Origin of the sequence: Marinitenerispora sediminis (genome assembly GCF_003336425.1) — a bacterium.
Lineage (GTDB): Bacteria > Actinomycetota > Actinomycetes > Streptosporangiales > Streptosporangiaceae > Marinitenerispora > Marinitenerispora sediminis.
In genome coordinates this window covers 1-24510 of record NZ_QEIO01000023.1, presented here as the reverse complement: position 1 = coordinate 24510, position 24510 = coordinate 1, and the positions used below count along the sequence as shown (strand labels likewise).

General features: G+C 74.7%; 18 protein-coding genes. 10 read left to right on the top strand and 8 right to left on the bottom strand.

Annotation, left to right across the window (positions count from 1 at the left end; genetic code table 11):
• Nucleotides 1-350: 350 nt before the first annotated feature.
• The 7 genes from DEF28_RS06740 to DEF28_RS06710 all read left to right on the top strand — a co-directional run bounded on the left by DEF28_RS06740 (nucleotide 351) and on the right by DEF28_RS06710 (nucleotide 9410).
• Nucleotides 351-1607: an MFS transporter gene (locus tag DEF28_RS06740; protein ID WP_114397803.1), complete on the top strand. Its 1257-nt coding sequence runs from the start codon at nucleotides 351-353 to the stop codon at nucleotides 1605-1607.
• A gap of 110 nt (nucleotides 1608-1717) precedes the next feature.
• A complete protein-coding gene (locus DEF28_RS06735) occupies nucleotides 1718-2632 on the top strand; it encodes a helix-turn-helix domain-containing protein (RefSeq protein WP_114397802.1) in 915 nt (304 codons plus the stop codon).
• A gap of 154 nt (nucleotides 2633-2786) precedes the next feature.
• The gene (locus DEF28_RS06730) at nucleotides 2787-4430 is read left to right on the top strand and encodes an ABC transporter substrate-binding protein (RefSeq protein ID WP_147280116.1); all 1644 of its coding nucleotides are present in this window, start codon (nucleotides 2787-2789) and stop codon (nucleotides 4428-4430) included.
• Nucleotides 4427-5371: an ABC transporter permease gene (locus DEF28_RS06725; RefSeq protein ID WP_114397800.1), complete on the top strand. Its 945-nt coding sequence runs from the start codon at nucleotides 4427-4429 to the stop codon at nucleotides 5369-5371. The genes DEF28_RS06730 and DEF28_RS06725 overlap by 4 nt, the downstream gene beginning before the upstream one ends.
• On the top strand, nucleotides 5368-6225 hold the full coding sequence (locus tag DEF28_RS06720; RefSeq protein ID WP_114397799.1) for an ABC transporter permease: 858 nt from the start codon (nucleotides 5368-5370) through the stop codon (nucleotides 6223-6225). The genes DEF28_RS06725 and DEF28_RS06720 overlap by 4 nt, the downstream gene beginning before the upstream one ends.
• 283 nt (nucleotides 6226-6508) lie before the next feature.
• Nucleotides 6509-8227: a dipeptide ABC transporter ATP-binding protein gene (locus DEF28_RS06715; RefSeq protein ID WP_114397798.1), complete on the top strand. Its 1719-nt coding sequence runs from the start codon at nucleotides 6509-6511 to the stop codon at nucleotides 8225-8227.
• An 82-nt stretch (nucleotides 8228-8309) separates the two neighbouring features.
• Nucleotides 8310-9410 carry an LLM class flavin-dependent oxidoreductase gene (locus DEF28_RS06710; RefSeq protein WP_114397797.1) on the top strand — a complete coding sequence of 367 codons (1101 nt, stop codon included), beginning with the start codon at nucleotides 8310-8312 and terminating at the stop codon, nucleotides 9408-9410.
• 64 nt (nucleotides 9411-9474) lie between these two features.
• Here DEF28_RS06710 and DEF28_RS06705 read toward each other — a convergent pair whose 3' ends face one another.
• The gene (locus tag DEF28_RS06705) at nucleotides 9475-10371 is read right to left on the bottom strand and encodes an alpha/beta fold hydrolase (RefSeq protein WP_233515135.1); all 897 of its coding nucleotides are present in this window, start codon (nucleotides 10369-10371) and stop codon (nucleotides 9475-9477) included.
• A gap of 234 nt (nucleotides 10372-10605) precedes the next feature.
• Here DEF28_RS06705 and DEF28_RS06700 point away from each other — a divergent pair, with 234 nt between their 5' ends.
• Nucleotides 10606-10860 carry a response regulator transcription factor gene (locus DEF28_RS06700; RefSeq protein ID WP_158562770.1) on the top strand — a complete coding sequence of 85 codons (255 nt, stop codon included), beginning with the start codon at nucleotides 10606-10608 and terminating at the stop codon, nucleotides 10858-10860.
• A 125-nt stretch (nucleotides 10861-10985) separates the two neighbouring features.
• Here the strand turns inward: DEF28_RS06700 and DEF28_RS06695 are convergent, their stop codons facing one another.
• From DEF28_RS06695 to DEF28_RS06675, 5 genes are all read right to left on the bottom strand, one after another.
• A complete protein-coding gene (locus DEF28_RS06695) occupies nucleotides 10986-11546 on the bottom strand; it encodes a GNAT family N-acetyltransferase (RefSeq protein ID WP_114397794.1) in 561 nt (186 codons plus the stop codon).
• A gap of 174 nt (nucleotides 11547-11720) precedes the next feature.
• The gene (locus DEF28_RS06690) at nucleotides 11721-12599 is read right to left on the bottom strand and encodes a metal ABC transporter permease (protein ID WP_114397793.1); all 879 of its coding nucleotides are present in this window, start codon (nucleotides 12597-12599) and stop codon (nucleotides 11721-11723) included.
• Entirely contained in the window at nucleotides 12599-13339 is a 741-nt protein-coding gene (locus DEF28_RS06685) for a metal ABC transporter ATP-binding protein (RefSeq protein WP_114397792.1), read from the bottom strand. The genes DEF28_RS06690 and DEF28_RS06685 overlap by 1 nt, the downstream gene beginning before the upstream one ends.
• Nucleotides 13336-14280, bottom strand: a complete 945-nt coding sequence (locus DEF28_RS06680) for a metal ABC transporter substrate-binding protein (protein WP_114397791.1) — start codon at nucleotides 14278-14280, stop codon at nucleotides 13336-13338. Before DEF28_RS06680 ends, DEF28_RS06685 begins: the two co-directional genes overlap by 4 nt.
• 1206 nt (nucleotides 14281-15486) lie before the next feature.
• Nucleotides 15487-17346 (bottom strand): SGNH/GDSL hydrolase family protein, encoded by a 1860-nt coding sequence (locus DEF28_RS06675; protein WP_199493161.1) that lies wholly within the window; start codon nucleotides 17344-17346, stop codon nucleotides 15487-15489.
• A 380-nt stretch (nucleotides 17347-17726) separates the two neighbouring features.
• Between DEF28_RS06675 and DEF28_RS06670 the strand changes: the two genes are divergently transcribed.
• Nucleotides 17727-18677 (top strand): DUF4097 family beta strand repeat-containing protein, encoded by a 951-nt coding sequence (locus tag DEF28_RS06670; protein WP_114397790.1) that lies wholly within the window; start codon nucleotides 17727-17729, stop codon nucleotides 18675-18677.
• Between the two features lie 134 nt (nucleotides 18678-18811).
• On the opposite strand, the gene DEF28_RS06665 is transcribed toward DEF28_RS06670, so the two are convergent.
• Complete coding sequence (locus tag DEF28_RS06665; protein ID WP_114397789.1) at nucleotides 18812-19546, bottom strand: metal-dependent transcriptional regulator; 735 nt, start codon at nucleotides 19544-19546, stop codon at nucleotides 18812-18814.
• A gap of 277 nt (nucleotides 19547-19823) precedes the next feature.
• On the opposite strand from DEF28_RS06665, the gene DEF28_RS06660 reads away from it, so the two are divergent.
• A complete protein-coding gene (locus tag DEF28_RS06660; protein WP_114397788.1) occupies nucleotides 19824-23162 on the top strand; it encodes a DNA polymerase III subunit alpha in 3339 nt (1112 codons plus the stop codon).
• Between the two features lie 54 nt (nucleotides 23163-23216).
• Here the strand turns inward: DEF28_RS06660 and DEF28_RS06655 are convergent, their stop codons facing one another.
• A complete protein-coding gene (locus DEF28_RS06655; protein WP_114433206.1) occupies nucleotides 23217-24365 on the bottom strand; it encodes an MFS transporter in 1149 nt (382 codons plus the stop codon).
• Nucleotides 24366-24510 lie beyond the last annotated feature (145 nt).

Sequence of the window (24510 nt, the reverse complement as noted above, 5' to 3'; positions counted from 1 at the left end):
GTCCGGCGGCCATCGTCCCCGGCGTCGGCGCGGACGGGACGACGAGGGGTTGTGGCGCCCGGACCCGGGCTCCATTCTCACCGGGATCGGGCCTGACAGGAGGGCGCAGGATCGTCAGGCCGCACCCGGCACCGGCCGCCGCCCCGTCAGCCTGTGACCCGAGGTCACAGCACATTCCCAGTTCTGGCCCGCGCGCGGCGTGCTGCCGAGAATCGGTGCCGTGGCCGCCGCATGCCCGGCCACAGCCCACGCCTCCGCCTGCGCTCCGGCCGTGCCCGCCGTGGCACGGGGAGGCCCGGCGCAGACGCGCAGACCCGCACCCGCACCCATGAGGAAGAGAAGAGTCGACCGTGTCCGAGACCGCCCCCTCCGGCACCTCCACACCGGCAACGTCACGCCGCGCCCCCGCCTGGCTCGGCTACACGGGTGTCTATCTGCTGCTGTTCCTCATCGGCACCGAGACGTTCCTGGTCTCCCCGCTGCTGCCCACGATCGCCGCCGACCTGGACGTCAGCGAGGTGGCGGCAGCGCACACCGTCACCGCCTACACCCTCGCCTACGCGGCCGGGGCGCCGTTCCTCGGCGTGCTCTCCGACCGCTTCGGCCGCTACCCCACCATCGTGGCCGGCGCGGCGCTGTTCTGCGTGAGCAACGTGGTCGCCGGTCTGGCACCGTCCCTGGCCGTGCTGATCGCGGCGCGGGTGCTCGGCGCGCTCGGCGCGGCGATGGCCGGGCCATCGATCTGGGCACATCTGGCCGAGACGTCGCCCGAGGAGAGCCGGGGACGGGCCATCGGCACGGGGATGGCGCTGTTCGCGGCCGGCCAGGTGTTCGGGGTACCGGCGGGCGGATTCAGCGTCGGGCTCGGCGGGTGGCCCGCGCCGTTCCTGCTGCTCGCGCTGCTCTCGGCGGTCGCCGTGGCCGGGGTGGCCGTGCAGACCCGGCCCGGCCGCTGGCCGGACGCCCCCCGGCCGGGCGGGACGGACCTGCGGGCCGTTCTCACGGTGTGGACGGACGGCACCCTGCGGCACGTGCTGGTGACGGTGCTGTTCCTGCAGGCGGCCAACCTGGGCGCCTACACCTTCCTCGGCGTGGTGCTGCACGCCCGCTTCGGGCTCACGGTGGACCAACTCGGCCTGCTGGGAATCCTGGTCGGCGCGGGCAGCTTCGCCGGATCGCTGGCCGCCGGGCGGCTGGGCGACCGGGCCCGCCGGCTCGGGCGCAGCGGGACCGGCCTCGTCGTGCTGTGGTGCGCGCTCCTCGCCGCGGGCGTGGTGGTCGCCGCCCTGGGCGCGCCGCTGTGGGTGTGCCTCGCCGCGGTGATGGTGTGGTTCTTCGCCAGCGGAGCGTTCGGCACCGACGTGCAGACGCTGCTCATCAACCTGCGTCCGCGCCTGGGTGCGACATCGAGTTCCTGGAACACCGCCTGCCTGTACATCGGAGCGGGAGCGGGGACCTGGGCCGTGGGGCTCGTCGCCGACCAGCGGATCGGGATGGCGGCGGTCGGCGGGGCGCTGGCCGGGGTCGCGGCGCTGCTCGCGGCCGGGCTGGCGCCACGTGTCCGGCGCGGTGCCGCGATGCCGCCGTCCGGGCCGGACGAGGCGTGACCGTTCCCACCGCCGGACCGCCGGGGCGGCGAAACGACCACGAAATTCTATTTCACAAGTGGGAAATAGGTAGATTGGCGGGGTCGCGTCCGTCGCCCCAGGGAGGCGCCATGCCCGGCCCCGATCACCGCCCGACCTCCGCACGCCGGAAGGAACCGGCCCGTGGCAAGGAACTGGGACGGTTCCTGCGCTCGCACCGCGAGCAGATCCCGCCGTCCGCGGTCGGTCTACCGGAGACCCCCCGCCGGCGCACCCCGGGGTTACGCCGCGAGGAGGTCGCCACCCTGGCCGGCGTCGGGCTCGCGTGGTACAGCTGGCTGGAGCAGGGCCGGGTCAACGCCTCCAAGCAGGTCCTCGACGCCATCGCCCGCGCGCTGCGCCTGGACGGCGCGTCCTACCGCTACATGCTGATCCTCGCCGGCCTGCAGCCGCCGCCGGCCGACGAGGAGCGGCACGACTCACTCGCCCGGCGCCTCGACCCGCTGCTCGACCAGTGGACCAACGGGCCGGCCGTCCTGCTGGACCGCCGCTTCGACTTCTCCGCCTGGAACCTCGCCTACGCCAGCGTCTGGGGTGACCCCGCCGAGCTGCCGGAGAGCCGGCGCAACCTCATGTGGTACCTGGCCGCCGACCCCGGCGCCCGCCGGCTGGTGGTGGACTGGCGGGCCTACGCGGTGGCGGTGCTCCACCAGTTCCGCGCCCAGACCGGGCCGATCGGCGACGACAAGCGGGTCCAGGAGGTGTACGGCCTGCTCCGCGAGGACGCTCCCGACCTGGCCGACTGGTGGGACTGCCAGGGCGTCGCCGACCTCACCGTGGCGGAGCTCGCCGTGCGGCCGGCCGGTGATCCGGTCCGGCTCACCTACGCCGCGCTGCGCCCGGTCGACGACCCCGACTCGCTGCTGATCCTGCAGAGCCCGGCCGATCCGGAAAGCCAGCGACGGCTGGCCCGGCACATGATGGCGGGCGGCCGGCCGCGCGACCTGGGCCGGGGATGCGACGAACGGCCCACTGCAAGCCTGTGAGTGATGGTCACCGTACAAACGCCGATCTGCCTGGCATATCGGCGCCGGGATCATGATGGGCGGCGTCCGCGCGGCCGCCCCCGTCGGCCGCCCTGTCCCGCGCGACGCGCCCCTGCCCACGGCCCGCGTCGCGGCGCCGCCCCTGGAAGGGTCCATGCCCGTCTCGCGATCACCGCACGTCCGCACCGGGTCCGCCGTGGTCCTGCTCAGCGCCGTCCTCACGGCCTGCGCGGGCTCCCCGACGGCGGAGGCGCCCGCCGACGGCACCCTCACCTTCGCCGTGGACGTCGGGCCGGACTGCTACGACCCGCACGTCAGCCCGGCCGACATCACCGCCGCCCTCCAGCGCAACGTCTACGACTCGCTGGTCGCCCAGCGCCCGGACGGCACCGTCGAGCCGTGGCTGGCGCGGTCCTGGGAGGTGTCCGAGGACGGCACGCGCTACACCTTCCACCTGCGCGAGGACGTGACCTTCCACGACGGGACGCCGTTCGACGCCGAGGCCGTCAAGATCAACCTCGACCGGATCGCCGACCCCGAGACCGGCTCCCAGTACGCCGCCCAGCTGATCGAGCCCTACGCCTCCTCCGAAGTGCTGGACGACCACACGGTCGAGGTGGAGCTGACCGAGCCCCACGCCCCGTTCCTCCAGGCGCTGAGCACCACCTATCTCGGCTTCCACTCCCCCGCCTCCATCGAGGAGTACGGCACCGACCTGTGCAACGGCGGCCCGCGGCACGTCGGAACCGGGCCGTTCACCTTCACCGGGTTCACCGAGGGCCAGCAGGCGGTCCTCACCCGCAACGATGACTACGACTGGGCGCCGCCGACGGCCCGGCACACCGGGCCGGCCCACCTTGAAGAGCTGGTGATCCGGTTCATCCCGGAGAACTCCGTACGCACCGGCGCACTGACCAGCGGCGAGGTCGACGTCATCGACCAGGTCCCGGCCGCCGACATCACGACGCTGGAGACCGCGGGCGGCGCCCGGATCGTCCGCCAGGACTCCCCCGGCGCCGGCTACACCTACTTCTTCAACACCACCCGGCCGCCCTTCGACGACCGCCGCGCCCGGCTCGCCGTCCGCGCCGCCCTCGACCTCGACCAGATCACGGAGACGCTGTACTCCGGCCAGTACGACCGGGCGTGGAGCCCGCTGACCCCGGCCACGTTCGGCTACGACGAAGGGCTGGAGGGCGGCTGGTCCCACGACCCGGCCGAGGCCGGGCGGCTGCTGGACGAACTCGGCTACACCGGGCGCGACGGACAGGGGTACCGGACCCGCGGCGGCGAGCGGTTCAGCATCGAGCTGCTCTACGATCCCACCTACCAGCGCGAGGACCGCATCACCTACGACACCGCGGTGCAGGACCAGCTCCGCCAGGCCGGCATCGAACTGCGCATCACCCCGCTCGGCGACGGCTCCTACGTCCCCACACGCGACGACGGCGAGTACGACATCATCGCCTTCAGCTGGGGCCGCGCCGACCCGGACATGCTGCGCACCCTCTACCACTCCGGCCAGCAGCTCGCCGACGGCGGGGCCAACGCCTCCCGGCTGTCCGACCCGCGGATCGACGCCTGGCTGGAGACCGGGCTCACCGAGTCCGACCCGGAGGCGCGCGCCGCCGCCTACGCGCAGGTCCAGCGCCGCGTCGTCGAGGAGGGCTACGCGCTGCCCGCGTTCGTGCAGCCGCGCGTCATCGCCGCCGCGCCCGCCGTGCAGGGACTGGCGTTCGACCCGTCCGCCTGGCCGGTGTTCTACGACGTGCGCCTGGGCGAGGGCGGCTCAGAGTGACGCCGTCCCTGCCGCGCCGAGCCGCCCGGCGGCTCCTTTCGGCGCTGCTGGTCGTCTGGGGAGCGGCCACGATCTCCTTCTGCGTCCTGCACCTCATCCCCGGGGATCCGGTCGACGCGGTGCTGGGCCCGCTCGTCGGAGCCTCACCGGAACTGCGCGCCCGGGTCCGCGCCGAACTCGGCCTGGACGCGCCGCTGTGGGTCCAGTACCTGACCGCGCTCGCCCGGCTGGCGGCCCTGGACCTGGGCTGGTCCTACCGGCTGGACCGGCCGGTGGCCGACGTGCTGGCCGACCAGCTGTGGCCCACGGTGGAGCTGGCCGTGGCCGCGCTCGTCCTCGCGGTCCTGCTGGCCGGCACCGCGGCCCTGGCGACGGCGGGGCGCCGGGGCCTCCCGCGCGCCGTGATCTCCGGCGCCGAGCTGGTCGGCGCCGCGGTCCCATCGTTCTGGGTGGGGGTGGTGGCGCTGACCTTCCTGTCCTTCCGCTGGGGGCTGTTCCCCGGACCCGGCGCCGTCGGCCCGCACGCCCTGGTGCTGCCCGCCCTCACGCTCGCCGTCCCGATCGCCGGCGTGCTGGCGCAGGTGCTGCGGCGCGAGCTGGACGACACGCTCGGCCAGCCGTTCGTGACGTCGGTCCGCGCCCGCGGGGTGGGTCGGACCGGTGTGCTGGTCCGGCACGCGCTGCGGCACGCCGCCGTTCCGCTGCTGACGCTGGCCGGCTGGGTGTTCGCGGGCCTGCTCAGCGGCACCGTGCTCGTGGAGACGGTGTTCGCGCGGCCCGGGCTCGGCAGGGTCCTCGTCTCCGCCGTGACCGCCCGCGACATCCCGGTCGTCAACGCCGTCGTGGTGATCTCGGCGGCGGCGTTCGTCACCGTCAACCTGGCCGTCGACGCGCTGTACCGGGTCGTCGACCCGCGGCTGCGCGCAAGCGAGGCGCCATGACCACGCTCGGAGTGCCCGAGGCGGCCCTGCGGGCGGCCGGCCCACGGTGGCGGGTCCCGCCGGCGCCGGTGCTGGCCGGCACCGTGCTGCTGCTGTTCGCCGTCGTGGCCGCCCGCCCGGAGTGGTTCGCCGTGCACTCGCCCACCGCGTCCGACCTCGGCGCGGCCCTGCGGCCGCCCGGACCGGAGCACCCCTTCGGCACGGATCAGCTGGGGCGCGACGTGTTCGCGCGGGTCGCGCACGGGGCGTGGCCGTCGCTGTCCATCGGCGTCGGGGCGACCGCCCTGGGCGTGCTGCTGGGCACGGCCGTCGGCTCGGTGTCGGCGTTCGGCGGCCGGCTGCTGGACCGCGTGATGATGCGGGCGGTCGACGTCGGGCTGGCGTTCCCGGAGCTGCTGCTGGCGCTGATCGTGCTGACGGTGCTCGGCCCGGGGCCGGTCAACGTGCTCGTCGCGATCGGCCTGGCCGCCGCCCCCGGCTACGCCCGGCTGGTCCGCTCCCGGGTGCTGGTGGTGCGCGAGTCGGCGTACGTGCAGGCCGCCGTGGTGATGGGGATACCGCGCCCGCTGATCGTCCTGCGCCACGTCCTGCCCAACACCCTGGGACCGGTCAGCGTGCTGGCCACCATCAGCGCGGGGACGGCCATCGTGCTCTCGGCCGGACTCAGCTTCCTCGGGTTCGGCCCGCAGCCGCCCGCCGCGGAGTGGGGACTCATGCTCTCGGAGGGGCGCGACCACCTGCAGCGCGCGTGGTGGATCGCGGTCTTTCCCGGCGCCGCGGTCACCACGGTGGTGGTGGCGGTGACCGTCGTGGGCCGCTGGCTCAAGGCGAGGCTGGACGGTGGGCCGCAGTGACCTCCGCGCCGCGCCCGCTCCGGCTCCACGCCCCACGACTCCGCACGCTCGGCCCGCCGCCCCGGCCGGTCGGCCCGGCTTCCGCGGAGATGCCGGCATTCCACGACCGCTCCCCGGCCAGGGCCACGGGCCGTCCCGCCCGTTGCGCACGGGAACGTCCCGGCGACGGCCCGTGGAACGCCCCGCCCGGCCGGCCGTCCACGCCCCGGAAGCCGCTCGCGGCACGCCCCGGGCGGCCGCATCCGGCCCTCCCGGGCCGCCCGACGACCTCCGGAGCCCACCGATGACCGACACCGGAACGGACGACGACCTCCTCCTCAGCGTCGACGGCCTCGACATCACGTTCGGGCGTGGCCGGCGCGCGGTGCACGCGGTCCGCGGCGTCTCGCTGCGCCTGCGCCGGGGCGAGTGCCTGGCCATCGTCGGGGAGTCCGGGTCCGGCAAGAGCGCGACCGCGCGGGCGCTCGCCGGGCTCGCCGGACCGGCGGCCACCGTGGCCGCCCGCGCGTGGCGGCTGCTCGGCCGGAACGCCGCCCGGTTCACCGAACGCGACTGGCGTGCGGTGCGCGGCCGCGGCATCGGCCTGGTCCTGCAGGACGCCCTGGTCTCGCTCGACCCGCTGCGCACGGTCGGCGCCGAGGTGGCGGAGCCACTGCGAGTGCACCGGATCCTGCCCCGTGACCGGCGCGCCGCGGAGGTGGTCCGGCTGCTGGACGAGGCGGGGGTGCCCGAACCCGGGGAGCGCGCCGCCCAGCACCCGCACGAGCTCTCCGGCGGACTGCGGCAGCGGGCGCTCATCGCTTCCGCGCTCGCCGCCCGGCCCGCGGTGCTGGTCGCCGACGAGCCCACGACCGCGCTCGACGTCGTGGTGCAGGACCAGGTGCTGCGGCTGCTCGGCGGGCTGCGCTCGGACGGGCTGGGGCTACTGCTGATCAGTCACGACCTCGCCGTGGTCGCCCGGATCGCCGACCGCATCGCCGTCATGCACGACGGACGGATCGTCGAGGAGGGGCCGACCGCCCGGATCCTGGACCGGCCGGCGCATCCGCGCACGCGCGCGCTGCTGGCCGCGGTGCCCGGCCCCACGACCCGGGGACGCCGGCTCTCGGACCGCGCCCCGGCCCGGACCGCCGGGCCCACGCCGGCCGAGGCGGCGGCTCCGCCCCACCCGGACGGGGGTGCGGCGGTCCTGGCGTGCGAGGGGGTCACCAAGGTCTTCGCGAGGGCGGGCCACCCGGCGCGCACGGCCGTCCGCGATGTCTCGCTGCGCCTGGCGGCCGGCGAGGCTCTGGGCGTCGTCGGGGAGTCGGGGTCGGGGAAGTCGACCCTGGCGCTGCTGGCCATGGGCCTGCTCCCCCCGGACTCGGGGACCGTCACGCTGGAGGGCCGCCCGTGGAGCGGCCTGCCCGAGCGCGCCCGGCGGCCCCGGCGCTCGGCCGTCCAGCTGGTGCAGCAGGACCCGCTCGGCTCCTTCGACCCTCGGTACCCGGTGGGCCGGGTGCTCGACGAGGCGCTGCGCGCCGCCGGCGAACGTGACCGGTCCCGCCGCCGGGCGCGGGCCGCCGCGCTCCTGGCGCAGGTCGGCCTCGATGAGGGACACCTGCGGCGGCGGCCGCTGGAACTGTCGGGCGGGCAGCGCCAGCGGGTGGCGATCGCGCGGGCGCTGGCGCCGCGCCCCCGCGTCCTCGTCTGCGACGAGCCGGTCTCGGCGCTGGACGCCTCCGTTCAGGCGCAGATCATCGACCTGCTCACCCGGCTGCGCCGGGAGCTGGGGCTGGCACTGCTGTTCATCTCCCACGACCTGGGGGTCGTCCACCATCTCTGCGACCGGGTCGTGGTGATGCACGGCGGCGCGGTCGTGGAGGAAGGACCGGTCGAGCGGGTCTGGCGGGCGCCCGCCCACCCCCATACCGAACGGCTGCTGGCGGCCGTACCGGCCCTGCCACCCGGTTCGGCCGCGGGCGAGCGGCCCGGCCCGGCCCGCCTGCCCGGCGCGACCTGATCGGTGCCGCGAGGCATCCGTCCCCGGCGTGGCCACGACCCGCCGGTGACGTCCGGACACCACCTACCCGAGGAAGGCGAACATGGCACTCGAACTACGCGGCGGGATCCGGGCGGCGGCTCCGCCCGGCGCGACCGCGGAGCTGCGCCGGGCGGCACGCTTCCTTCCGGATCCACGGGCGCGCGACGCCGACCCCGCCTACGTCGCGGAGCGCGCCCGCGCTGAGGAGGCGGACGGCTTCGACAGCGCCCTCGTCACCACCTACAGCTCCTGGCCGGACCCGTGGCTGGTGGCCGGCTGGGCGCTGGCGGCCACGCCGCGGCTGCGGGTCACGGTCGCGCACCGGCCGGGGGTCACCGCGCCGACGGCGGCGGCGCGCACGCTGGCCACCCTGGACCGGCTCTCGGGGGGCCGCGCCGGCGTGCACGTGGTGATCGGCTCCAGCGACGTCGACGTCCGCCGCGACGGTGACGTCGCCGGCAAAGAGACCCGCTACCGCAGGGCGCGCGAGTACCTGAGCGTCTTCACCCGCGCCCTCACCGCCCCCGAGCCCTTCGACCACGACGGCGAGTTCTACACCTTCCGCGACGCGTGGTCGGGGCTGCGGCCGGTGCAGCTCCCCCGGCCGCCGATCTCGTTCGGGGGCACCTCGGAGCCCGGCGTGCGGCTGGCAGCGGAGTTCGCCGACGTGTACGCGGTCGGTCAGCGGACCCCGGAGGAGGTACGCGCGGCCGTCTCCCGGGTGTCCGCGCTCGCCGCGGGGCACGGCCGGCGCCTGCGGTACTGGCGGCACGTGCGGTGCGTGCTCGGGGCCGACGGCACGGCTGCGCGGGAGCGGGCGGCGGAGATCGTGGCGACCGGGGTCCGTGTGATCGGCGAACGGCCGCCCGAAGAACTGGCGGCATCCGCGCAGCTGGCCCGCGACACCGAGCGGGACCTGCGGTCCGTGGCCGCCGACATCCGCGCGGCGGCGGAACGGCAGCTGCGCGCGGGCATGACGGGGGTGCTGGTCGGCACGCCGGCCGACGTGGCGGGCAGGATCCTGGAGTTCCACCGGGCGGGGGTCGACATCGTGCAGATCGACGCCTCGACCGAAACGGCGGAGGACGCCGAGCTGCGCCGGGAGCTCGTCGCCCTGCTGCGCTCCGGTGCCGGATCGCCGCCCGCCGCCCCGAACGGCTGACCTTCGGGGACGCGCCGGCCCGGGGCCGGTGTGGTGCGACGGGGCCGATGCGCCCGGCCCCGGATCACCGCCCGCCGGAGGTGTGCGGCATCGGTGGCCGGGCGGTGGCCGTGAGGAACGCGCGCAGGTGGCGGGTGGTGGCCTCGGGGGCCTCCTCGGCGAGGAAGTGCCCACTGTCCAGGGCCGCGCCGCGCACGTCCTCGGCCCAGCGGCGCCACACGGCGAGCACGTCGTACCAGGCGTGCACCGTGGAGCGCGCGCCCCAGAGGGCGAGCACCGGGCAGCGGATACGCCGCCGGCCGCGGTCCGCGGCGTCGTCCGCGCGGTCGACGGTGCTCGCGGCGCGGTAGTCCTCGCACATCGCCTGCACGGCGCCGGGGCGCGCCACCGCCGCGCGGTAGGCCGCGAGCGCCTCGGGCGCGAACACCTCCGACCCGGTCCCGAAGAAGAAGGTCTCGGGGTCAGCCGCGATGATCCGCTCGGGAATCGGGTGGCGCTGCGCCATGAGGAACCACCGCCAGAGCCCGTGGGCGAGATCGGCGTCGACGCGCTCGTAGGCGTCCAGGGTGGGAACGATGTCGAGAACGGCGAGGGCGCGCACCCGCTCGGGGTGGTCCAGGGCCATCCGGTAGGCGCACCGGCCGCCCCGGTCGTGGCCGGCCACGGCGAAGGCCGGGAAGCCCAGGCGGCGCATCACCTCGACCTGGTCGCGCGCCATGGCGCGCTTGCCGTAGGGCCGGTGGTCGGCGGTGGCCGGTGGCCGGGAGCTGGCGCCGTAGCCGCGCAGGTCGGAGAGGACCACGGTGAAGTCCTCGCTCAGGGCGGGGGCGACCCGGTGCCACATGACGTGGGTCTGCGGGAACCCGTGCAGCAGGAGCAACGGGGGGCCGGAGCCCGCCACGGCCACCGCGATCTCGGCCTCGCCGGTGTCGATCCGGGTGGTGCGGAACCCGTCGAGCACGCCGTTTTCCCTCCCCTCGGCCCGGCGGCGTTCCCGTCGCACCGCCCGCCGACCAGCCTGACCGAATCGCGGGGAATAGTCCATGGCGGATTTCCCGCCAGGGTAGTAGTGAAAGTCAGCGTATAACCGGAAACCGGATTAGCACTCATAAATGAGGCAGGTCACACCGCGATCTTGCGGGGCAGTTGATATGAATAACTGCGACATTTCGCAACGCACGGGGAGCGAAACGGCGTGAAACAACATAACGGGGCGGGAAACTCGGATTCCGCGGCGGAGATCTCACCGGAGGAAGCCGGCCTCAACGACCGGGAACGCGACGTGTTACGGCTGCTCGGTGCGGGTTACACCAACCGCCAGATCGCGCGGGAACTCCACCTCGCCGAACCCACGGTGAAGAAGTACCTGTCCCGCGCCATGCGGAAGATCGACCAGCCCGACCGGCTGCGCGCCGGCCTCTACGCGTACCGGCATCTCATCGGCGGCTAGCCGCGCGAACCACTTCCCGCGCCACCCCGGCGAGACCACTCCGGTCCGCCCGCCCGAATTCCGGCACCGCCATCCGTCCCGTTTCCCGGCAAGCCGCCCCGTCTCCGCCCCGGACCGCACCGGCGCTACTCCGCCTCCGTCCAGACCACCTCGCCGTCGGCCCACCGGTCGGTCGGGTGCAGCCCGCAGTTGCGGGCGATCGCCGCCGAGGCGGCGTTGCCGGGGTGGATGTGCGCGGTCACCGGCCGCACGCCGCGCGCGTGCAGCCACTCCACGAGCGCGCGGGTCGCGCGGGTGCCGATACCGCGCCGCTGCCACGGGGCCCCGACCAGCCAGGCGAGCACCGCGGCGCGACCGCCCGGGACCGGCCCGACGGTGGCCTGCACCGTTCCCACCGCCGTCCCGTCCGCGGTGCGGATCACCCAGTTGCACCACGAGACACCCGGCTCCTCGGAGCCGGCGAGCATGTCGGTGTAGCGGGACCGGAGCCGGGCGACGCTGGGCGGCGAACCCCCGATGTAGCGGAACAGCTCGGGGTCGGCCAGCGCCGCCGACATCTCCTCGGCGTGCGTGACCCGCAACGGCTCCAGGATGAGGTCGCCCGCCTCGATCACGGTCGGGGTCAGCCCGGGCGGCCGTCCCCGCCCGGGAGGCTGTGCCCGCCCTCGACCCGGATGTGCACCCATGCGACCCACTGTCACGCACCCGACCGCGCGGGCACAAGCACCCCGCCCGGCCCGGCTCCCCGGCGACCCCTCGGCCGCAGGCCCGCGCCGCGTGGCGCGCCAGGGACGGGCCGCCCGCACCCGGCCGGCCTCCTTCGGCGTGGGCGCAGGCGGTCCGGCGAGCACCTCGACCGGCTAGCGGGCCGGTACCGTCTCACCCGCCCGCGCGGTGCGGGCACGGCCCCGCCACACCACCCCCTGCCGCGGCGCGAACAGGTAGGCGAGCGTGAACGCCAGTGCCTGGGCGACGACGATCGTCCCGCCCGTGGCGACGTTGAGGTGGAAGCTCGCGTAGGTACCGAGCACCGACGCACCCACCGACACCGCCACCGAGATCACCAGCATCCGCTCGAACCGGTCGGTCAGCAGGTACGCGGTCGCGCCGGGGATGATCATCATGGCCACCACCATGATGATGCCGACCGCCTGCAGCGCGATCACCACCGTCACCGACAGCAGGCCGAGCAGCAGGGCCTCCAGCCGGCGCGGGTTCAGCCCGATGGCGTGCGCGTGCGTGGGGTCGAACGCGAACAGCGTGATGTCGCGGTGCTTGAACAGCACGACCAGCAGCGTGGCCGCCGCCATGACGAGGATCTGCGCGATGTCGGCGTCGGAGACCCCCAGCACGTTGCCGAACAGGATGTGCATGAGGTCGGTGTCGCTGGGGATCCGCGAGATCAGCACCACCCCGATCGCGAACATCGCCGTGAACACGATCCCGGTCGCGGCGTCCGCCTTGACCCGCGAGGTGCGGCGGACCACCCCGATCAGCGCGACCGACCCGGCACCGAACACCAGCGCGCCGGCGGCGAACGGGAGACCGAACAGGTAGGACAGCACCACGCCGGGCAGCACGGCGTGCGAGACGGCGTCGGCGAGCAGCGACCACCCGATGAGGGTCATCCAGCACGACAGCACCGCGCACACCGCTCCCGCGACCACGCTCACGAGCAGCGCCCGCCGCATGAAGTCGAACTGGAACGGCACCGCGAACCACTCCACCAGCGCCTCCATCAGACCGCCCTCCCGGTGCCCGCGCCCACGCCGAACGCCGCCAGCAGGCGCTGCGGCGTCAGCACCTCCTCCGGCCGGCCGTGCGCCACGACCCGCTGCTGGAGCAGCACCGCCTCGTCGCAGAAGTCGGGCACGCTGGCCAGGTCGTGCGTGGAGACCAGCAGGGTGCGGCCGTCGTCGCGCATCCCGCGCAGCACCTCCACGATGGTGGCCTCCGACCCCTTGTCCACCCCGGCGAACGGCTCGTCGAGCAGGAACACCCGGGCGCCCTGCGCGATCCCCCGCGCCACGAACGCGCGCTTGCGCTGGCCGCCGGACAGCGCGCCGATCTGCCGATGGGCCAGGTCGGTGAGCCCGGTCCGCTCCAGCGCGTCGGCGACGGCCGCGCGGTCGGCGGCGCGGGGCCGGCGGGTCGGGCCCATGTGGCCGTAGCGGCCCATCATGACGACGTCGACGACGCGGACCGGGAACGCCCAGTCGACCTGCTCGGCCTGCGGCACATACCCCACCACTCCCCGGGCGCGGGCCCGCGCCGGCGGGTGGCCGTGCAGCCGGACGGTGCCGCGCTCGGGGGTGAGCATGCCGATCACGGTGCGAAACAGTGTGGACTTGCCGGAGCCGTTGGTACCGAGCAGGCCGCAGATGCGGCCGGCGGGCACCGAGAACGCGACGTCCTCCAGTGCGAGCACGTCGCCGTAGCGGACGGTCACCCCGTCCACGGCCACCGCTGCCTCGGTCATGAGCGGGTCTCCTCTCCGGTCAGCCCGGCCGCGATCGTCTCGGCGTCGTGGCGCAGCAGGTCGAGGTAGGTGGGCACGGGGCCGTCCGGCTCGGACAGCGAGTCGACGTAGAGGTCGCCGCCCCAGGCCGCGCCGGTCTCCCGGGCCACCTGGCGCTGGGCCCCGTCGTTGACCGTGGTCTCGCAGAACACGGCGGGCACGTCGTTCGCGCGGACGAAGGTGATCACGGCGGCGATCTGCTGGGGGGTGCCCTCGGAGTCGGCGTTGACCGGCCACAGGTACCGCTCGGTCAGCCCCGCGTCGCGCGCGAGGTAGGAGAAGGCGCCTTCGCAGGTGACGAGCGCGCGCTGGTGCTCCGGGAGCCCGCCGAGCCGCTCCCGCAGGTCGTCGCCGATCTCGGTGACGCGTGCCTGGTACTCCTCGGCGTTGGCGGCGAACGCGTCGGCGTGCTCGGGGGCGAGGTCGGTGAGGGCGTCGCGGATGTTGTCCACGTACACCAGCGCGTTGCCGGTCGACATCCAGGCGTGCGGGTTGGGCCGCCCCTCGTGTCCGCCGGCGTCGATGGCGATGGCGGGCACACCGTCGCTGAGCGTCGCGGTGGGGGCGTCCACGCGGGAGGTGAACCGGTCGAACCACGCCTCCAGCCCGAGCCCGTTCCGCAGCACGAGGTCGGCGTCCTGCGCGCGGACGAGGTCGTCGGGGGTTGGTTCGTAGCCGTGGATCTCGGCGCCCACCCGGGTGACGGACTCGACCCGGACGGCGTCGCCCGCGACGTTGCGGACCATGTCGGCCAGCACGGTGAAGGTGGTGAGGACGAGCGGCCGGCCGTCGTCGGCCGGTTCGGGGGACGCGGCGGCGCAGCCGGTGGCGACGACCACCGCCGCGATGGGGATGATCGCCGCGAAGTGGATTGCGATCGGCCAATCTCTCAAGTTCGGCACACCGAACTTTCTATCACGCAGGCCCCGAACTCAACACGCCGGCGGCAGGCCGGGTGCGGACGGCCTTTCTGGAGGCGGCACAGGCGGTGTGCCGGGTGTGGTCGCGCCGCCTCGCGTTGTGCGGCGGGCGGCGCAGGCGGTCCCCGCCGGTTACCGGGGACCGTCGCGCGCCTCTTTCCCCAGGCAGGCGGGAGCGGGGTCCCCGTCTCCGCGTCAGCGCGGGCCCACCATCCACGGCCGGCGCGGCCCTGGGCCCCTCCCGCACGGGACGCACCAGGGGTCGGGGCAGGCCGCTGGGCACGGCCTCGTGCGGTCGCGCCCGTGAGCGCATATCGCCTGACGGGTCCCGGACGACACGCGTTTCGCCCCTCGTCCGGGGCCATCTGGAGCGATCCCACCGGTGCGGTCACGGCCACCGCTCCAGCATGCGCCGGGCGGACCGGGCGCGACGTGCCCTTGGACCGTGTGCGCGGCTCATTCCGCTGCGCGGAGGAACGTGGAAAGCAGGTGCCTCGCGGCATCACCACCGGAGGCCCATCAGACGGCCACCCGCGTCCGCCCGCGTGGGTTCATCCCCGCACACCAACGGCGAACGCCCCCGCTTGGACCGCCGCGCCGCTATTGCTGAGCTCGGCCGCGCGCGGAAGCGGACAGGGGTCACCGGCCGGTTCTGCCGAGTGGTGCGGACTCATCCCCTCGCGAGGGGCGCGGACCGCCCCGAAACATCTGGTCAGAGCAGGAGTCGCGGGTTCATCACCATGCGCGGCGGGCCAGACCGGAGTCCCACCACCGGATGCACCAGCTCGGCGGGCTGGTTCTACGTCCCCGGAATCGCACGGTGGCGTCGTGCCCTACGCGCGGGGTGCACTGGGACTTCTCCAAGCAGACCGCCGCGCGGCAGGTGCGTCCCCGCACGCGCGGGGCGGACCGGCTGGTGGCCACCGGCGGAAGCCAGGGCGCGGGTTCATCCCCACACGCGCGGGGCGGACCTTGTTGACCTGCGCTCCTCTCCGCCGGAACCGTCGGATTCAGCAACTAGCGTCACCCGAGGAGCGGTTGAGCGCACCGTCACGGCAGAGCGTAGCGGAACCGGCGGCCGCGCCGACGCCGTGTGGCGCCCGTCCTCCCCGCAAGCCCGGGTGCGGGCCTCCCGTGGGCACCGCCGACGCACCATCGGCGGCCGCCGCGCCTACGGGACCGCCTCCCCTACGGTGCCGCGTCCGGCCGCAGCAGGTCCAGGTCGATCGACTCCGCGACCGCGCGCAGTCCGGCGTCGCCCGGGTGCAGGTGGTCGCCGGAGTCGTAGGCGGGCAGCAGCCGGGCGGGGTCGGCGGGGTCGCGCAGGACCGCGTCGAAGTCGAGCACGCCGTCGAAGGTGCCGCCGTTGTCGCGGATGAAGGCGTTCACCTCCTGCCGGCGGGCGTCGACGTCGGCCGTGCAGTCGCGGTAGCCGCCGCACGGCGCGATCGTCGCGACGAGGACCCGCAGCCCGTGCGCCCGGGACCGGGCAGCGATGTCGCGCAGGCCCGCGATGACGTCGGCCGAGCTGGCACCCCACCGGACGTCGTTGACGCCCTCGAAGACGACGACGGTGTGCGCGCCGGTCTGGGCGAGCACGTCGCGGTCCAGCCGGTTGCGGGCGCTCACGCCGCCGGTGTCGGTGCTGACGCCGTCACCGGTGTAGCGGTCGGAGGCGACCCGGTTGGCGGAGATCCCCTGGTTGAGGATGCCGTATCGGGGAACGGCGGACTGGGCGGCGAGCCGGTCCGCCAGTACGTCCGGCCAGCGGCGGTTGGCCCCGGAGGTGGAGCCGACCCCGTCGGTGATGGAGTCGCCGAGGGCGACCACGCTGCCGGGGCCGCCGACCACGTCGATCCCGGTGAGGAACGGCCACACCGTGACGCGTTCGGTGAACGCCGCGCCCGAGGCGTCCCCGGTGTGGTCGCCGGTGCCGGCCGCCGTGCCGTAGTTGGTGCCGGTGGCGGCGGTGTGCACGGGGGCCGCCGCGACGGGTTCGGGCAGGTGCATGCTGACGAGCAGTTCGGCGCCGGCCGGGATCCGCAGCGCCACGGCGTCGCTGCGGGCCTGTCCGCCGGCCGGGATCCGCACCTCCTCCGCGCCGCCGAAGGAGACCGGCACCGGCGTGGTGCGGGCCGCCGCGCCGGAGGAGCGCAGCGCCACCGTGACCCGGCCGATGGCCACCGGCCGCGCCGCGAAGGTGTTGTCCAGCCGGAGGCGCACCGCCGGGCCGCCCGAGGTGGCGCGTACCGCCAGCCGCAGCGTCTGGTCCTCCCACGGGCCGACCGGCGCGTATCCGGAGGTGCTGGCCGACCAGCTGCCGGTCCATCCGGTGCCGTGCCGGAGCGCGACCGCGAACACGTGCAGCCGGGCGGCCGGGTCGGCGACCCGGGGCAGTTCGACGTGGGCGACCGGGCGGGCGCGGTCGACGGGCACCGTGACGGCGTACAGCCGGACCGGTCCGCTCCGCTGCCCGCCGGGGGTGTTGCCGTACGGAAGGGCGACGGCCTTGGTGGCGAGCGGGCCGGTGTCCCAGTCGGGGGCGGTGAGGGTGTAGGCGGCGCGGGTGCCGTCGCGGTAGCCGATCCGCCCGGTCCCGGTGGCGGGGCCGCCGGTGCCGGCGACGAGGAAGGTGACGGCGTCGCCGCGCCCGCTGACCTGTACCCGCTGACCGTCGGCGATGGCGTTGTCCGGCCGCCCGGGACGGGTGTCGGGCCAGGTCAGCGCGGTGGCGTGCACGGTGAGCCGGGCCCCGGGGCTCCAGCCGGCGGCGGCGAGGGCCTGCGCCGACAGGCTGCGCCCACTCCCGTCGAGGTCGGCGGCGCCGGGCGCGGAGTCGTCGGAGATCCCCGCGTTGTCGAAGTAGTGCGCCAGGGGGCGCGCCCCGGAAGTGGATTCCGCGGGGGGCCGCGAGACGTCCTCAGCGGCGACGGCGGGCGTCGTCGCGACCGCACCAAGACCCGCGACCAGCCCCGTCACCAGCAGCAGCACCGCCAGTCGCCGCCGACCGCCCCAGCCCCGGCCGGGCCCGTTCCACGCACCACGCACGGTCGCGCCTCTCACTGTCGGCCGCGCCCCAGGCACACGCGGTCACCGCGTCACACCATAGATCGGCGGCCCCGCCCGCACGAGTCACAGTTGTGTCGCCGGTTCCTGACGCAGGAGTGAATTCGCAGGATCTCGGCTCTCCTGACGCGTCACCGCTGACGGATTCGGGTGATAGGCCGGGCTCGGCCCGGCGTACCTGGCCCGTCTGCTGTCTGGCTCTGCCAGAACGTTCGCAATCGCGCTCCTTTCGTGGTCGACTATGGGCATCAAATCCGGAAAATCGTTGAATCCGTCGATTTTCCAACCTGTCCAGCAGCAACGCGACAAGCCGCACGTGCCCGTGTCCACGTCACGCGCCGACTGCCTCGAAGGAGACGCATATGGCCGAGCGCTCATTCACCGCTCCCAAGGCGGGCCCGATCGCCCTGGACCTACACCTGTCGGGTGGAACGGCTTCAGTACTGGTCTCCGACCGTGTCACGACTGCCTCCCTCACCGTGACGGGAACGCAGGCCGATGTCGACGAGGCGGAACCCCGGAACTTCGGTGATCAATGGACGGTACGGTCCACGGCCCGGGGCAGATCCGATAACGGGGGCGGCGTCCACAACGTCATCAGCGGCGGGGTGCAGCACGGACCCGTCATCCAAGTCGTCAACGCCGTCAGCGTCTCCTTCGGCCCCGGTGGCATGAGCGTCAACGGTCAGCCGGTCAGCACCGGGCACCATGTATCCCATACCGAGAGCGCGTTCCATATCGAGGCTGTCCTGCCCGCGGGTTCCTCTCTGAACGCGAGGACCAAGTCCGCCGGCGTCGACGTCAAAGGCTTGCCGGACACGATCACGTTCTCGTCCAACTCCGGCGAGCTGACCACCGACGGAGCACGTAGTCTCAACGCCGACACCGTATCTGGAGAGGTCATCGTCGATGGCGCTGTCAACGACGCCGAGATCACTACGGTCAGCGGCAGCGTCAGTCTCAACCGGACCAGCATGACCGGCACGGTGGAAGCGACATCCGCAAGTGGACGCATCTCCATCGACGCGGCTAGAGGTTCCGTACGCGCGCAGACCACCAGCTCCCGTATCAAGGTGCATGCTGTAGGACCCACCAACATCACGGCCACGTCAATATCGGGCAACGTCAAGATCACCAAGGACGACGAGGTGCCCGTTGACGACGTGCAAGTCAACGCCTTGTCGGTGTCAGGGAAGGTCTCCACCCCACCCGGCACCAGCCAGCGACCGCGCCGCCCCGCAGGGGGTCTCGCCTCCCCCGCGCGTGGGACCTCCCGCTGGCCCTTCGGGCGCCCCCGGGGGCCGCGCCGGTAACCGCCCCGCACCGTCGCAACGGCCCTCTTTCCGCAGCGGGTCCCTTCGGGGCGAGGCTCGGGGTCAACGCCCCCGCGCGGGCTTGGGCCTGCCCATGGACGCACCGACCGGCGGGCACCCGGCCCACCGCCCAGTCACCCGTTCCGGACGGCGTGCGTCTCCCGCTGTTCGCCGGCCTCCTGGCCGGGTGCGATCCACAGCGCGTCGGCGGCGACGAGGCCGATGGGCTGGTCGCGCTGCGCGCCGGGGGCGCCGAGGCGGATCACCAGCGGGCCGCCGAAGGGCTGGCGTTCGACGACCTCCACGCGCATCCCGATCGCGATCCGCTGGTCGGCGAGGTAGCGCAGCAGCTCCGGGTCGGAGTCGTTGACCCGGACGATCACGCCGACGGTTCCGGCGTCGGCGTGCGAGAGCAGGCGGGTGTCGCGCGCGACCACCTCGCCGTCGCGGGTGGGGATCGGGTCGCCGTGCGGGTCCACGGTCGGGTCGCCCAGCCGGTCGGCGATGCGTTCGACGAACTGGTCGGAGACGACGTGCTCCAGGATCTCGGCCTCGTCGTGGACCTCGTCCCAGGAGTAGCCGAGCGCCTCGACCAGGTACAGCTCGATGAGCCGGTGCCGGCGCAGCACCGCCAGGGCGAGCCGGTTGCCCTTCGAGGTGAGCCGGACGTCGCCGTAGCGCTGGTGCTCGACCAGGCCGAGTTCGCCGAGCTTGCGGAGCATCCCCGAGACCGAGGAGTTGGAGACCGACAGCCGCTCGGCCACCCGCGAGGTGGTCACCGGCCCGGCGCCGCCGCGTTCCTGAAGGTCGTAGATGACCTTCACGTAGTCCTCGACCGAGGTGGAAGGCCGGTTCGATGCAGTCCCCATGTCAGATACCGTATCGCTCCCCGGCGGACAGGGCCGGGTGGCCGCCGGGGAGAGGGCGTTGCGGTCACCTCCCGGGGGTGCGGGACGGCGGCGGGCATCCACGCAGGTCACGGGTTTGGGACAGCGCACCTCCTGAGTTATAATCCGTACATAAGTTCGATTTCGGCCAGTCTTCCCCAGGCGCGGCAGCACCCGCCCCGCCATGGCCGCCGCGGCGGCGGGGAGGCGTCATGGGAACCGACGGCCGGGCCACGGCGCGCGGAGGGAAGCGCGACTGATGCCCGATCCCTTCACCCACCTGGACGTGGTGTCCTCAGCTTCCATGCGGTACGGGACCGTCCACCCGCCCGCGCTGGTGGAGCGCGCCGCCGAACTGGGCATGGAGGCGCTCGCCCTCACCGACCGCGACGGCGTCTACGGCGCGGTCAAGCACCTGCGCGCCTGCCGGGAGGCCGGCCTGGGCGCCATCCTCGGCGTCAACCTCGCCGTCGCCGCGCCCGAGGGGGGCCGCGTCACCGTCCTGGCCCGCGGCCGGCGCGGCTGGGCGTCGCTGTGCCGGCTGGTCAGCGCCGCCCACGCCACCGGCGGACGCGGCGTGCCGGCCTTCTCCCGCGACACCCTCGCCGCGCACGCCGAGGGCCTCGTGGTGCTCCTGGGCCCCGACTCCGACGTCGGCCGCGCGGTCCGCGACCGCCACCACGAACGCGCCCGCCGCCTGCTCGACCGCTGGCGCGCGATCGCGGAGGTCGCCGTCGAACTCGTCGACCACTACGGCACCGACCAGCGCTCCCAGGCCGCCGCCCTGCTGCGGCTGGCCGCCGAGACCCGCACCCTCGCCGTGCTGGGCAACGCCGTCCGCTACCCCCGACCCGCCGACGCCGAGGTCGCGCACGTCCTCGACGAGGCCCGGCGCTGGCTGCCCGGCGGTACCGCCCCCGGACCCGCCGTCACCCAGGCCCACCTCAAGAGCGGCACGGAGATGCTCCAGGTCGCCGAACGGATCTGCGGCCCCGACCCCGCGGCCGCGCGGCGGCTCATCGCGCACACCCGCGCCCTCGCCGCCTCCTGCGTCCTGGACCCCGCCGCCGACCTCGGGATGGACCGCCCGCACCTGCCCCGCATCCCCGACGCACGCGACCGGCTGTGGCGGCGCTGCACCGAAGCCCTGCGGCACCGCGGGCTGCACCGCGACGACCGCGCCCGCTCCCGGCTCGCCCACGAACTGGAGATCATCGAGCACAAGGGCTTCCCCGCCTACTTCCTCACCGTCGCCGACATCACCGACCGCATCCGCGACCGCGGCATCCGGTGCTCCATCCGCGGCTCCGGCACCGGCAGCCTGGTCAACCACCTGCTCGGCATCTCCGCCATCGACCCGCTGGCCCACGGCCTGCTCATGGAGCGGTTCCTCACCCCCAGCCGCACCGGCCTGCCCGACATCGACCTGGACGTGGAGTCCGCCCGCCGCCTCGACGCCTACCAGGCGATCTTCGACGCCTACCCCCACGCCGCCTGCGTGTCGATGATGGAGACCTACCGCGCCCGCAGCGCCATCCGCGACGTCGGCGCGGCCATGGGCATCCCGCCACACGAGATCGACATGCTGGCCAAGGCGTTCCCGCACATCCGCGCCCGCCAGATCCGCTCGGCCCTGGAGGACCTGCCCGAACTGCGCGCCGGCGGACTGGACCGGCACCCCGCCCGGGCGCTGTTCCGACTGGCCGAACGCCTCGACGGCCTGCCCCGCCACATCGCCATGCACCCGTGCGGCATCGTCGTCTCCGACCCCGGCCTGCGCGACCGCACCCCGCTGGAGCCCAGCCAGCTCGGCTACCCCATGACCCAGTACGACAAGGACGACGTCGAGCAGATGGGGCTGATCAAGCTGGACGTCATCGGGGTCCGCATGCAGTCGGCCATAACCCACGCCCTGGCCGAGATCGAACGCACCGAGCACCGGCGCGTCGCCATCGACACCGTCCCCCTCGACGACCCCGCCACCTTCGCGATGGTCCGCACCTCCCGCACCCTCGGCTGCTTCCAGATCGAGTCGCCCGGCCAGCGCGAACTGGTCAGCCGGCTGCGCCCCGCCGACCTGCACGACCTCATCGTCGACATCTCGCTGTTCCGCCCCGGGCCGGTCAACAGCGACATGATCACCCCGTTCATCGCGATCCGCGACGGCCGCCAGCGGCCCGAGTACCCCTCCCCCGTCCTGCGGGACGCGCTCGCCGAGACCGGCGGCGTCGTCATCTTCCACGAGCAGGTCCTCAAGGTGCTGCACGCCATGACCGGATGCGGGCTGGACCAGGCCGAGGCGATGCGCCGCCGGCTGGGCACCGAGGCCGGCAAGGAGGAGGTGCGCGAGCTGTTCACCACCATGGCCCGCGACTGCGGGCACCCCGAGGAGACCGTGCGGCGGGTGTGGGAGGTCCTCTCGTCCTTCGGCGCGTTCGGGTTCTGCAAGGCCCACGCCGCGGCGTTCGCGCTGCCCACCTACCAGTCCGCCTGGCTGAAGCGGCACCACCCCGCGGCGTTCTACGCCGGTGTCCTCACCCACGGGCCCGGCATGTACCCGCGCCGCGCCATCATCGACGACGCCCGCCGGTTCGGGATCGCCGTACTCGGCGTCGATGTCAACCGCTCCGCCCGGGACTGGCGGGTGGAACCGGCCGGGGGCGGCGCCCCCGGGATCCGCGCCGGGCTCGCCGACGTCCGCGGCATCACCGACGCCGAGGTGGACGCGATCCTCGGCGGGCGCCCCTACACGTCGCTGGCCGACTTCGTGAACCGCGCCCGCGTCTCGCGCGACGTGGTGGACCGGCTAGTGCGGGTCGGCGCCTTCGACGGCCTCCAGCCCGCCGACGGCCGCGCGGCGCTGACCCGGCGTGACCTGATGCTCCAGGCCGGCGCGCTGGAACGGGCCGGCCGGCGCGGCCCGGGCGGGGCCCAGCTGCCGATCGGCTTCGTGGAGCGGGTGCGCACCGGCGAGCTCCCGGAGATGACCCCGGCCGAGGTGGTGCGCACGGAGCTGGAGGTGCTCGGCTACGACGCCGGAGGCCACCTGCTGGACGAGTACGCCGACCTGCTCGCCGCGCTCGCCGCCGGCCACGGGGCGGTGCCCGCCCGGGACCTGGGGCGGGTCCCGGCGGGCGCGGAGGTGCTGGTGGCCGGCGTCAAGGTGGCCACGCAGACCCCGGCGGTGCGCTCGGGCCAGCGGATCATCTTCACCACGCTGGACGACGCGACCGGCCTGGTCGACCTGACGTTCTTCGAGTCGGTGCAGGACCGGTGCGCCGCCACCGTCTTCGGCTCCTGGCTGCTGGCGGTCCGCGGCCGGGTCCGCCGGGTCGGTTCGGGCCTGCCCACCATCAACGCCACCCACGCCTACGACCTGGCGGAGCTCGCCCGCGCCTGGCGGGAGGACGGCTCGGCGGGGCTGCGCGACGCGCTCACCGAGGAGGCCCGGCGCGGACCCCTGGCCGGGGTCGGCGGCCGCCGCATCCGCTACGCCAACGGCTACGAGCTCTCCGGGTACGCCGACATCACCCCGGCCGGCGCCTCCGCCCCGCCCCGCCGGCTCTGGCACGCGAGCCCGGGAAGCTCGGGAGGCTGAGCCCGGCGCCCCGGCCGCGGGGCGCGCCCGGGCTCCGGGCTCCCACGGGCGCGCTCAGCGCGGTCGCCGCAGCGTCGCCGCGACCACCGCGAGCCCCGCTCCGAAGGCGCCGAAGACCGCGGCCACGCCCACCCCGCCGGCCAGCGCGCCCGCGGCGAGCGGCAGGACGGTCTGGCCGAGGTGGTTGCCGGACATCCGCAGCGCCATGGCGGTACCGCGCGCGTCGGGGGCCGCGGCGTCGGCGACCCACGCCATGGTGAGCGGCTGCCCGATCCCCAGGCCGAGCCCCGCGACGGCGAGCGCGGCCGCGAGCGCCCAGAGCGGCAGCTCCACGGTGAGGACCGCCACCGAGACCGCCGACACCGCCAGGCTGGCGACCAGGACGAAGTGCCGTCCCCAGCGGGCGACCGCCACCCCGAGGAACGCCCGCGAGACCACCGAGGCCGCCGCACGCACCGCGAGCAGCAGGCTGACCGCCGCGGCGCTGATCCCGCGCTCCTCCCCCAGCGCGGGCAGGTAGACGACCGTCATGTCGATGGCGGAGAGCACGATCAGGCTGGCGACGATGGCGGGCCCGACCCCGGGGGCGCGCAGCACGTCGAGGGCGCGGTGCCGCGCCGGCCCGCCCTCGCGGGCGCCGCGGCCCGGGCGAGCGGCGGGCGCCGGCATGCCCACGAGGGCGACCAGGGCCCCGGTGGCCGCCACCCCGGTGCCGAGGAAGGCGGGGACGGTGAGCGAGGCGGGCTCGCTGGCGGCCAGCCCCGACAGCAGCAGCGGACCGAGGAGCTGGCCGGCCGAGCCGGCGAGCGCGAACATGCCGAACCGGGTGTCGAAGCGGGAGCGCGGCGAGCGGTTGGCCACCATGGCCTGCGCGGCGACCATCGCCAGGATCAGCCCGATCCCGGCCCCCACGGAGCACAGGACGATGACCCACGGGTCGTAGGCGAAGGTGAGGCCGAACGCCGACGCCACGAGGAACGCGCTTCCCGCCAGGTAGGCGGGGCGCTCGTCGTGCAGGTCCACCCAGCGGCCGATGGGGATCGCGACGACGAGGGGGATGACCGAGATCGCCGCGCTGAACACGCCCAGCCACCCGGGGGCCAGTCCCATCTCCAGCGCCCGGTAGGAGACGACCGGGCGCAGGACGGCGACCGCGCCGTGGAAGAGGACTCCGTGGATGAGGATGCGGACGAACCAGCCCACCGGACGACCTTTCGCGCCCGGGGCGGCCCCGCCGCCCCGGAAGAGTTCGTTAGCGTAACTAAATGCTTTACGGTGGCTAGCCCTATCAACGACACACGCCGGCCGCAACCCCGCGCCGACCGGCACTCCCCGCGGATCCCGGGCC

Coding starts and splice junctions, on each gene's coding strand:
- DEF28_RS06735 (WP_114397802.1), top strand. CDS start 1,718: ATGCCCGGCCCCGATCACCGCCCGACCTCCGCACGCCGGAAGGAACCG.
- DEF28_RS06730 (WP_147280116.1), top strand. CDS start 2,787: ATGCCCGTCTCGCGATCACCGCACGTCCGCACCGGGTCCGCCGTGGTC.
- DEF28_RS06720 (WP_114397799.1), top strand. CDS start 5,368: ATGACCACGCTCGGAGTGCCCGAGGCGGCCCTGCGGGCGGCCGGCCCA.
- DEF28_RS06715 (WP_114397798.1), top strand. CDS start 6,509: ATGACCGACACCGGAACGGACGACGACCTCCTCCTCAGCGTCGACGGC.
- DEF28_RS06710 (WP_114397797.1), top strand. CDS start 8,310: ATGGCACTCGAACTACGCGGCGGGATCCGGGCGGCGGCTCCGCCCGGC.
- DEF28_RS06695 (WP_114397794.1), bottom strand. CDS start 11,546: ATGGGTGCACATCCGGGTCGAGGGCGGGCACAGCCTCCCGGGCGGGGA.
- DEF28_RS06690 (WP_114397793.1), bottom strand. CDS start 12,599: ATGGAGGCGCTGGTGGAGTGGTTCGCGGTGCCGTTCCAGTTCGACTTC.
- DEF28_RS06685 (WP_114397792.1), bottom strand. CDS start 13,339: ATGACCGAGGCAGCGGTGGCCGTGGACGGGGTGACCGTCCGCTACGGC.
- DEF28_RS06670 (WP_114397790.1), top strand. CDS start 17,727: ATGGCCGAGCGCTCATTCACCGCTCCCAAGGCGGGCCCGATCGCCCTG.
- DEF28_RS06665 (WP_114397789.1), bottom strand. CDS start 19,546: ATGGGGACTGCATCGAACCGGCCTTCCACCTCGGTCGAGGACTACGTG.
- DEF28_RS06660 (WP_114397788.1), top strand. CDS start 19,824: ATGCCCGATCCCTTCACCCACCTGGACGTGGTGTCCTCAGCTTCCATG.